This is a genomic window from Acinetobacter sp. YH12136 (assembly GCF_013418545.1).
GTDB classification, from domain to species: Bacteria; Pseudomonadota; Gammaproteobacteria; order Pseudomonadales; family Moraxellaceae; genus Acinetobacter; species Acinetobacter towneri.
Map to the genome: position 1 here is coordinate 76629 of NZ_VPBV01000013.1, position 8092 is coordinate 84720.

At 39.8% G+C, this 8092-nt stretch carries 7 protein-coding genes and 1 pseudogene; 6 read left to right on the forward strand and 2 right to left on the reverse strand.

Going from position 1 to position 8092, the window contains the following annotated elements; all coding sequences use genetic code 11:
• The first annotated feature begins 96 nt into the window (after positions 1-96).
• From FTU71_RS07810 to FTU71_RS14700, 5 genes are all read left to right on the forward strand, one after another.
• On the forward strand, positions 97-681 hold the full coding sequence (locus FTU71_RS07810) for a cob(I)yrinic acid a,c-diamide adenosyltransferase (protein ID WP_178318738.1): 585 nt from the start codon (positions 97-99) through the stop codon (positions 679-681).
• Between the two features lie 168 nt (positions 682-849).
• Positions 850-1563: a glycerophosphodiester phosphodiesterase gene (locus FTU71_RS07815; protein ID WP_004975054.1), complete on the forward strand. Its 714-nt coding sequence runs from the start codon at positions 850-852 to the stop codon at positions 1561-1563.
• Between the two features lie 289 nt (positions 1564-1852).
• Entirely contained in the window at positions 1853-3019 is a 1167-nt protein-coding gene (locus tag FTU71_RS07820) for an acyl-CoA desaturase (RefSeq protein ID WP_004975053.1), read from the forward strand.
• 124 nt (positions 3020-3143) lie between these two features.
• Positions 3144-4589, forward strand: coding sequence for a YdiU family protein (locus FTU71_RS07825; protein ID WP_180111772.1), 1446 nt, complete (start codon positions 3144-3146; stop codon positions 4587-4589).
• Between the two features lie 382 nt (positions 4590-4971).
• Complete coding sequence (locus FTU71_RS14700) at positions 4972-5067, forward strand: hypothetical protein (RefSeq protein WP_373684942.1); 96 nt, start codon at positions 4972-4974, stop codon at positions 5065-5067.
• Between the two features lie 10 nt (positions 5068-5077).
• Here FTU71_RS14700 and FTU71_RS14520 read toward each other — a convergent pair whose 3' ends face one another.
• Entirely contained in the window at positions 5078-6151 is a 1074-nt protein-coding gene (locus FTU71_RS14520; RefSeq protein ID WP_218945618.1) for a hypothetical protein, read from the reverse strand.
• A 37-nt stretch (positions 6152-6188) separates the two neighbouring features.
• Positions 6189-7580, reverse strand: coding sequence for a hypothetical protein (locus tag FTU71_RS07835; RefSeq protein ID WP_136144305.1), 1392 nt, complete (start codon positions 7578-7580; stop codon positions 6189-6191).
• 232 nt (positions 7581-7812) lie between these two features.
• On the opposite strand from FTU71_RS07835, the pseudogene FTU71_RS07840 reads away from it, so the two are divergent.
• Positions 7813-8092: pseudogene (locus FTU71_RS07840) on the forward strand (IS4 family transposase); the annotation flags it as partial.

An 8092-nucleotide genomic window follows, 5' to 3' on the forward strand; every position in this document is an offset into this window, starting at 1 on the left:
AACCCGCATAACAACAAAAACTTTAAAACAGCGCAGTTTATGGATAATGTTTTGACCGGCATTATCCTTTTTTTCATTTCAACCTAAGGAAAAGTTATGGGCCACCGTTTAAGCAAAATCTACACCCGCACAGGCGATTCAGGCACAACAGGACTGGGCGATGGCTCACGTGTCGCCAAAGACGACTTACGCATTCATGCACTGGGCGATGTCGATGAACTCAATGCCTGCATAGGCGTATTGCGCTCACAAATTACACATAGCAACATTCAAGACAAAAACACTTGGGACAAATCGCTTAGCCTGATTCAGCACTGGCTATTCGATTTAGGCGGTGAAGTCTGTATCCCCAATTACCATCTCGTACAACCACTTGCGATTGAGTTCCTAGAACAAGACATTGACCGCATGAATGAAAGCCTGCCAATGCTCAAAGAATTTATTCTGCCTGCAGGTACATTGGCATGCAGTTATGCACATCAAGCCCGTGCCGTATGTCGTCGTGCAGAACGTAGTTTAATGACCGTACACAACCGTGATCAAAATATTCAGGCACCATCTTTGCAATTACTGAACCGACTGTCTGACTGGCTATTTGTGGCATCTCGCAGCTTGCAACGTGCCGAAGGAGGCAGCGAAGTGTTATGGCAAAAGAACATCAACGACAGTATTGGTAACTGACATCACACTCTAGAATCGGAAACTAAAATAAAGCCCTGATTTTGCATCTAAAAAATCACGTCGGATGCTGCTTGAAATTTCACACCATCCGACCAAAATAAGAAATGTCATCTCTTTGTCACGTCGTACTTGCAAAATGAAAGCAAACTTTCAATTCATGGGCACATTATGCGCATAATTGGTCATCGTGGTGCGCGTGGCGAAGCGCCTGAAAACACACTCGGTGGTTTTGAATATATTCAAAATATTGGCATTCGAGCGGTTGAGTTTGATGTGCGTCAACTCAAAGACAATGCCTTAGTGGTTATGCATGATGATCAATTCATTCGCACCACAGGACAAGACAAAGCACTGTATGAATGTAGTCTGGAAGATTTAAACCATTATAACCATGCGGTGATGTGGTCGGACTGGAATAAAGTCGAAACCACGCCCCTACTCAATCAAACCATGACCATTATTCAAAATTTTGATCATATTGAAGTAGAAGTCAAAGCGGTCAACTCGCATGCCGCTGCCGAAAAAATTACCCAAAGTTTAGAGCAACATTTGAAGGGTTTTGAACACAACGCCATCATCACCAGTTTTGATCCGAAAATTCACTGGGCTTTGCAACAACAAAAATCACGCTTTAAACGCGGTTTATTGGTTGAAGATGATCTGCAATATCAAGCCATTGATCAGGCTTTAGAATTAGGTTGTTGCCAAATTGGTTGGATGAACGAACTCGCAACCGGTGCGCTCATTCAAGCCACACAACAGGCCAAACTGAATATCAGCGTTTGGACAGTCAACCAGATTGAACGCGCCAAACAGCTTAAAGATTTAGGGATTCAGGGTTTAATTACCGATTATCCTAAACTGATGATGCAACACTTGTAAGCGGTAACCTTAAGCATATTGATGAATAAATAAATGATTTATCGTGCTTGTTTGGCTACCGTATATCATATTTCCGTAAAATCTCGCAGATACCATTATATTCTGTTACCACCCAGTACAATACAACTGTACAATAATGCTGTGATCGTGAATACGCTCATGCTAATATGCGAAAAAATTAATCCCTAAAAAATTTAATACTATGATTTCAATCTATAGATCGGTCATAGCGTTATAACGGATTAAGCGTCCATTTATACCTCCCAAGGTTCTAGGAGTGCTGTTGGAGATGAATGCTCCCTTACCCAAAGCCCCAATCAACTGGATTGCCATCTTTGCACTAGTTTTCTTACCTATTGTTGCAGTGATCGCGATTCCTTGGTATGCCTATCACCATGATTTTAGCTTAGCCGCTTGGATCAGCATGTTTGTATTACTTGGCGTAAGTAGCTTGGGTATTACAGCAGGTTATCACCGTTTATGGGCACACCGTGCTTATGAAGCTACCCTTCCCTTGAAAATCATTTTAATGATTATGGGAACATTTGCCGTTCAGAACAGTATTTTGTTCTGGGGTTCAGGTCACCGTACCCATCACCGCCATGTCGATGATGTCGAAAAAGACCCGTATTCAATTAATAATGGTTTCTGGTTTGCGCACATGGGCTGGATGTTACGCGACTACCCTGCCGCAGAGCCAAACTTTAAAAATGCGCCAGATTTGTTAAATGACAAACTGGTGATGTTCCAACACAAATACTATATTCCGCTCGTAATTGCAGTTCACGTTGGCATTTTGGTGCCAATTGGTTGGGCTGTGGGCGATATGTGGGGCGTGTTGTTATTGGGCGGTTTAATGCGTCTGATTTTAAGCCACCATGTTACCTTCTTTATTAACTCGCTGTGCCACATGTGGGGTTCGCGTCCTTATACTGACGAAAATACCGCGCGTGATAACTTCTGGTTAGCAATTGCCACTTGGGGCGAGGGCTATCATAACTATCACCACATTTTCCAATATGATTATCGTAATGGCGTAAAATGGTGGCAATATGACCCAACCAAATGGTTAATTTGGACATGCTCGAAGTTAGGCCTAGCGAAAAACTTGCGTCGTATTCCAAGCTTTAATATTAAAAAAGCAGAATTGGCGATGCGTTTTAAATATGCAGAACAAGACTTGGCGGTCTATGGTCACAATGTGAACGATGACATTGGTCAAGTTAAAAGCCGTATTGCGCAAGAATATGATGCCTTTACTCAAACTCTGAACGATTGGGCAAAGTTAAAAGAGCAAGAAATTCAGGCGAAAAAAGCGTCTGTAGCTGAAAAAATTCACCAAATGGATGACAAATTAAAAGTTGAATTCCAGTTGGTTGAACAGCGTCTTTCACACCATCGTGAAACATTGAACTTGCTGATGCGTAACCTAAAAAAGAACCCTGTATCTGAATAAACCTCTGTTCTGATGCACTGCGAAAGCCCTGACCTGTTCAGGGCTTTCTGCATTGTTAGGCTACAGTTTTTAAAGTCCAAGTTTGCTATAGTGAAACTCACTTTGTGCCAAGCGCTTCATCATCATGCAATTTAATCCACGTTATCCGACCCTGCCCGCCCGTCTTTATCACATGCAGCAGCCTTTACCTTTAAAAGGTGCAAAAGCAGGACACTTTAATGCTGCATTGGCAAAAGAACTGCAATGGACAGCAGAGGAACAACAACAATGGGTTGAAATTTGCAGCGGACAAACCACGTTTAAAGAATTTCCTGCTTTGGCAATGGTCTATGCGGGACATCAATTTGGTCAGTGGGCAGGTCAATTGGGCGATGGACGCGGTTTACTTATTGCGCAAGTTTTGGACACACAACAACGTACAATTGATCTTCATTTAAAAGGTGCAGGTGCAACGCTTTATTCACGTATGGGGGATGGACGTGCCGTGTTACGTTCAGTGATTCGTGAATATTTGGCAGGTCATGCTTTAAATGCGCTGGGTGTGCCATCAAGCAATGCAGTTGGATTTACCTCATCTACTCAAGGCGTACAACGTGAAAAATTAGAACTTGGCGCAATGCTATTACGCACATCAGACTGTCATATTCGTTTGGGACATTTTGAATGGATCAATCAGTATCAACCTGAATTACTGCCTGAATTTGTGCAAAAGTGTATCGAATGGCACTATCATGAATGCTTGACAGCCGAACAGCCTGTACTCGCCTTTGCTACACAAGTCATTCAACGTACCGCTATCATGATTGCCAAATGGCAATTGGTCGGTTTTGCGCATGGCGTGATGAACACCGATAATTTAAATATTACAGGTTCAACACTCGATTTTGGCCCTTATGGCTTTATGGAGCGTTTTCGTCCCAACTGGATCAACAACCATTCGGACTATCAAGGACGTTATACCTACCAACAACAACCGAGTGTGGCACACTGGAATTTGTGGGTTTGGTTGAACAATTTAATTCCGCTTGAACAAAACCCAGATCAGAAAGAACACTGGAAACAAGCACTGGCAGCATGTTTAGAGCATTTTGAACCGACTTTTTTAGAGCATTACAAACTTGGTTTATGTGAAAAAATGGGACTACCAAGTTTCCACAAAGACAGTTTTGACTGCGCTACCAACTTCTTACGCATTTTGCAAAGTGAGCAACTGGATTACACCCAAAGCTTTATCCGCCTACAAAATAAACAATACACAGAAATACTGGATGATTGTTTGGATCGTCGTCAGTGGGAAAGCTTTTTAGCGCAGTATTTACAGATTCGTGAATATCAAGACACCGATGATTTAGATGCTGCAATGCAACAGGTAAACCCTCACTATATTTTGCGCAATCACATGGCACAAAAGGCGATTGAGCAAGCAGAGCGTGATGATTTTTCAGAAGTTGAGCGTTTATTTAACTTACTCAGCCAGCCATATATTCAGCAAACAGCATTGGAAACACCTGAAGATTTAGCCCCCTTACCAAGTGATGTGCCAGAAGTGATGGTGAGTTGTTCATCTTAATACTGATGCACTCGCCAAAGGACGTTTAGAATTCCAGCAAAGTTATACACATTTTCTGTGGAAAAAGCTGTGGTTATCCACAGGATAAACTTTTTAGGAGAAAATAAGTGGCACAAACACAGTCATCACTGCATCAAGTGTTGCAACATAACTGCCTGGGATTAGCCTGAGCGAACCTTTTGGTGATGGCTGTTTGGTGCATAAAGTTTTCGATAAAGTATTTATGCTATATGTAAATTTTAAAAACACTAGCACATGGAAAAATCTGTAAAACATCATTTTATGGTTTTAGGTGTGATGATAAATTAAGTATTTAGCTATAAGTCTGCATTTAAATGGTCATGCCATCATCAATCTAAAAGTTCAACCTGAACATGGTGCCATGCTACGCGATTTTTATCCGTATATCCGTGCAGATTGGCACATGAACAAACAGCACTGGATTTTGATTTTTGCAGAAGACAATTTAAAAATATAATGAATAAATTTTACCATTGATACTGGGCAAACAATTGAGCGCCCATCCTCTTGGCCTGATTGGTATTTAGATCATCTGCAATATATTTCAAGCCAAAATTTTGATGCTGTACTGATAAGCCTAAAGCATGGGTCTGAGGTTCAAAAAGGATTCCCCATTCTACACCTTTATCCCAATAAGCGTTCAATTGCCAAAGACTACTATATTGATTGCTGATTGAACTTATACCTAATCGCCAATTCTGATCTGACTGATAATTTAGATCAGTATAAATTTTAAAAGGCAGTTTCTGCGTATATTGATGATACTTATTAAATTGTCCCTGAATATCAAATCGTGGACGCTTATCCTGATCATAAGCAATCTGATATTGGGTGTAGGGTGCATCTTGCCAATATAAATAAGCCAAAGCATCTTGAATATTGATATTTACTTTCCAGTGATTCGCAATGGTCCCTTGTAATGAAGTATCAAATGCAAAACCATATCCATGATTCGCTCGCTCATTCCAGCCCATTTTGTCTTCTTTTAATGCTGGCTGGTCATAACTATAGTCAATTTGACCATTAAGCCACTTCACACGATCCATAAGTTGTTCCTGATCTGTGGTTTTCGCCAAAGCATTCACCTGACCATCAGCATAATGTCGGCCAATTAATGCTGTTGCCCCTGTAGTTACATTCCAGTTAGGTGAAAGTTGCCAGGTATATGCAAATCGTGACCCAACCGTATCAATATGCTGTGCCTCTAGTTGCAAATTATATTGAGTATTGGCATCAATCAATTTTTCATTTTTGATCTGATAATATAATTTTGCAGTGTCTGGACTAAAACGTAGTACATAATCATAACGCCAAATCCAGCTAAAATCCCATTGACCCTGTTTAACACCCAACTGCATTAGGCCATGGGCAAACGCATTTTTTCCCGATTTAAAGTTTGGGTCATCCCAATCATCTGTAAATGCGTGAATCGACAAAGGTTCACTATATACATCTGCCTGTACTTGATAATAGATTTTTTCCTGGGCATTGGAGTAGAAAGGAATAAGCATTCCCAATACAGCTAGACTTTTTTTGAGCATATAAAAAGGGGGATTTACTCCCCCTCTCCTTTTATGATTATGGTGCAATCGCTTTAACGGTATTATCTGTGAATTTTGCAGAATATACATTATCTGACACTTTGCTTACTGTAGCGTATGGGGTGTTACCCACTTTAATCTCTGCTGAAGTAAACTTGTCAAGATCAGCAATTTCAACATAAGCACCATTGGCATGAGACAGTTTTGCCCACACCACAGGTTGATCTTTTGCAATCAGGTTATCTGTTTTAAAGTCAGCCGTTAGCGCATCTTTATCTACAGCAACCTTAATCGTTGCTGTACCTTTCTGATACTCATTACGCTTCGCAGTTAAATCAATACTAAATGGTTTAATGCTGGTACCACCACCCTTGACATTACCACTGAGTTTCACATTAAGGTCCGCGTTGATAAATGCAGCAGCAGTTTCACCATTAGTCACATCAATCTGTTTTGACAAATCATTGTTTAATTTAATGCTTGCCTCTAGGTTAAGGTTCTCAGTTCCAGCAACTGCCTTACCTTTTAAGTTCAGTTCAGTCGGAATAATTTCTGTAGAGGTGCTTAAACTATCTTTAAACTGAACTTGTGTCGCCTTGCTTGAAAACTCCGTTAAGCTCAACTCTGCACCTGTACCTAAAGCAGTCAATACAATATTCTCAAACTTAAATTGTGCAGTCTTAGGTGCTTGGTCACTAGAACGATCATCAAGTTTTTTTGCATTGTTATAAACAACTTGAGCAGTACTATCACTATTGAACGCCAAAATTGCCTCTTTCTTACTCAGGACATTCTTGGTCGCAATTTTCCCACCAGCAACCAATTTAAAATCGTAAGTTGATTGAGATGCCGAGAATGGTGCTTCAAGTTTCAGATTGGTTACAGCCACAGTAGTTTCATTACCAAAAACGTCATGCCCTGTTTGTGTTTTAGAGTCCCAAACATAATCTGTCCAATATTTAGCTGTAACTCCCCCTGTTACAGTCACAGAATCAGGTTTTACACTCACTTTTAACGTATTATTGCTCAATTCATAATCAGGGGAATAATACTGACCATAGGTTGAATCTTCTTTTAATAAAGCCTCTAACTCAGTTGCATTATATTCTTGGGTTGAACCGTTTGCAGCTTGTTGCGCTAATGAAGCCAAAGTCAAAATCAAGCTACTAGCATTCCCAATATCACTGCCAGCATCACTAATTGCATCAAATGTCGGCTGATATTGTGATTGAAGCCCATCGAAACTATCAAAATAACTAATAATCGTATTTGTTGTATCTACCAATTGCTTTGCCTTATCCAGGTCTGATGCTGGAACAGCTGGATTTTCAGGAATATTACCACCATTATTCGACGATGAATCACCGCCTCCACCACAAGCAGTTAAAATGGCTGAACAAGCTAAAACTAACAATGTTTTCTTAAACATTCTACCCCCCTTTTTTTAAGGAAAATTGTTATCTAAATTCTTTAATTTAGGATTTTATAAAACCATTTTTTGGTTTTTTATAATCATATCTAGTTATATTTATAATGACAATCGATTATTTAATATAAGCCCTTTATTAATAAAGAGCTTATATTTTTTTTCTCTGTACACGACAAAAATAGATAACTCATTGAAATAATGTCATAATAATTGTTTTCTAACGACGAATACTATGACACATCTCAATGAGTTATATCTTATCTTAAACAAATATCTAAAATGGAACAAGTCACATTTAAAGTGCTTTGCGCTCATCATGCTTGTGATTATTTTAAAGCAAACATGTAATCTTTCTTCTGCATCTAAAGCCTTGCCCATCAAGTGCTTACCACAATCATTTTATCGACGTATGCAGCGCTTCTTTGCAGGTCAGTATTTTGATTATCGTCAAATTTCTCAGTTGATTTTCAATATGTTTTCATTCGACCAAGTGCAACTGACTTTAGATAGAA

Excerpts from the sequence above, each read along its gene's own strand:
- FTU71_RS07815 (WP_004975054.1), top strand. The coding sequence starts at position 850 with ATGCGCATAATTGGTCATCGTGGTGCGCGTGGCGAAGCGCCTGAAAAC.
- FTU71_RS07820 (WP_004975053.1), top strand. The coding sequence starts at position 1,853 with ATGAATGCTCCCTTACCCAAAGCCCCAATCAACTGGATTGCCATCTTT.
- FTU71_RS14700 (WP_373684942.1), top strand. The coding sequence starts at position 4,972 with ATGCTACGCGATTTTTATCCGTATATCCGTGCAGATTGGCACATGAAC.
- FTU71_RS14520 (WP_218945618.1), bottom strand. The coding sequence starts at position 6,151 with ATGCTCAAAAAAAGTCTAGCTGTATTGGGAATGCTTATTCCTTTCTAC.
- FTU71_RS07835 (WP_136144305.1), bottom strand. The coding sequence starts at position 7,580 with ATGTTTAAGAAAACATTGTTAGTTTTAGCTTGTTCAGCCATTTTAACT.
- FTU71_RS07825 (WP_180111772.1), top strand. The coding sequence starts at position 3,144 with ATGCAATTTAATCCACGTTATCCGACCCTGCCCGCCCGTCTTTATCAC.
- FTU71_RS07810 (WP_178318738.1), top strand. The coding sequence starts at position 97 with ATGGGCCACCGTTTAAGCAAAATCTACACCCGCACAGGCGATTCAGGC.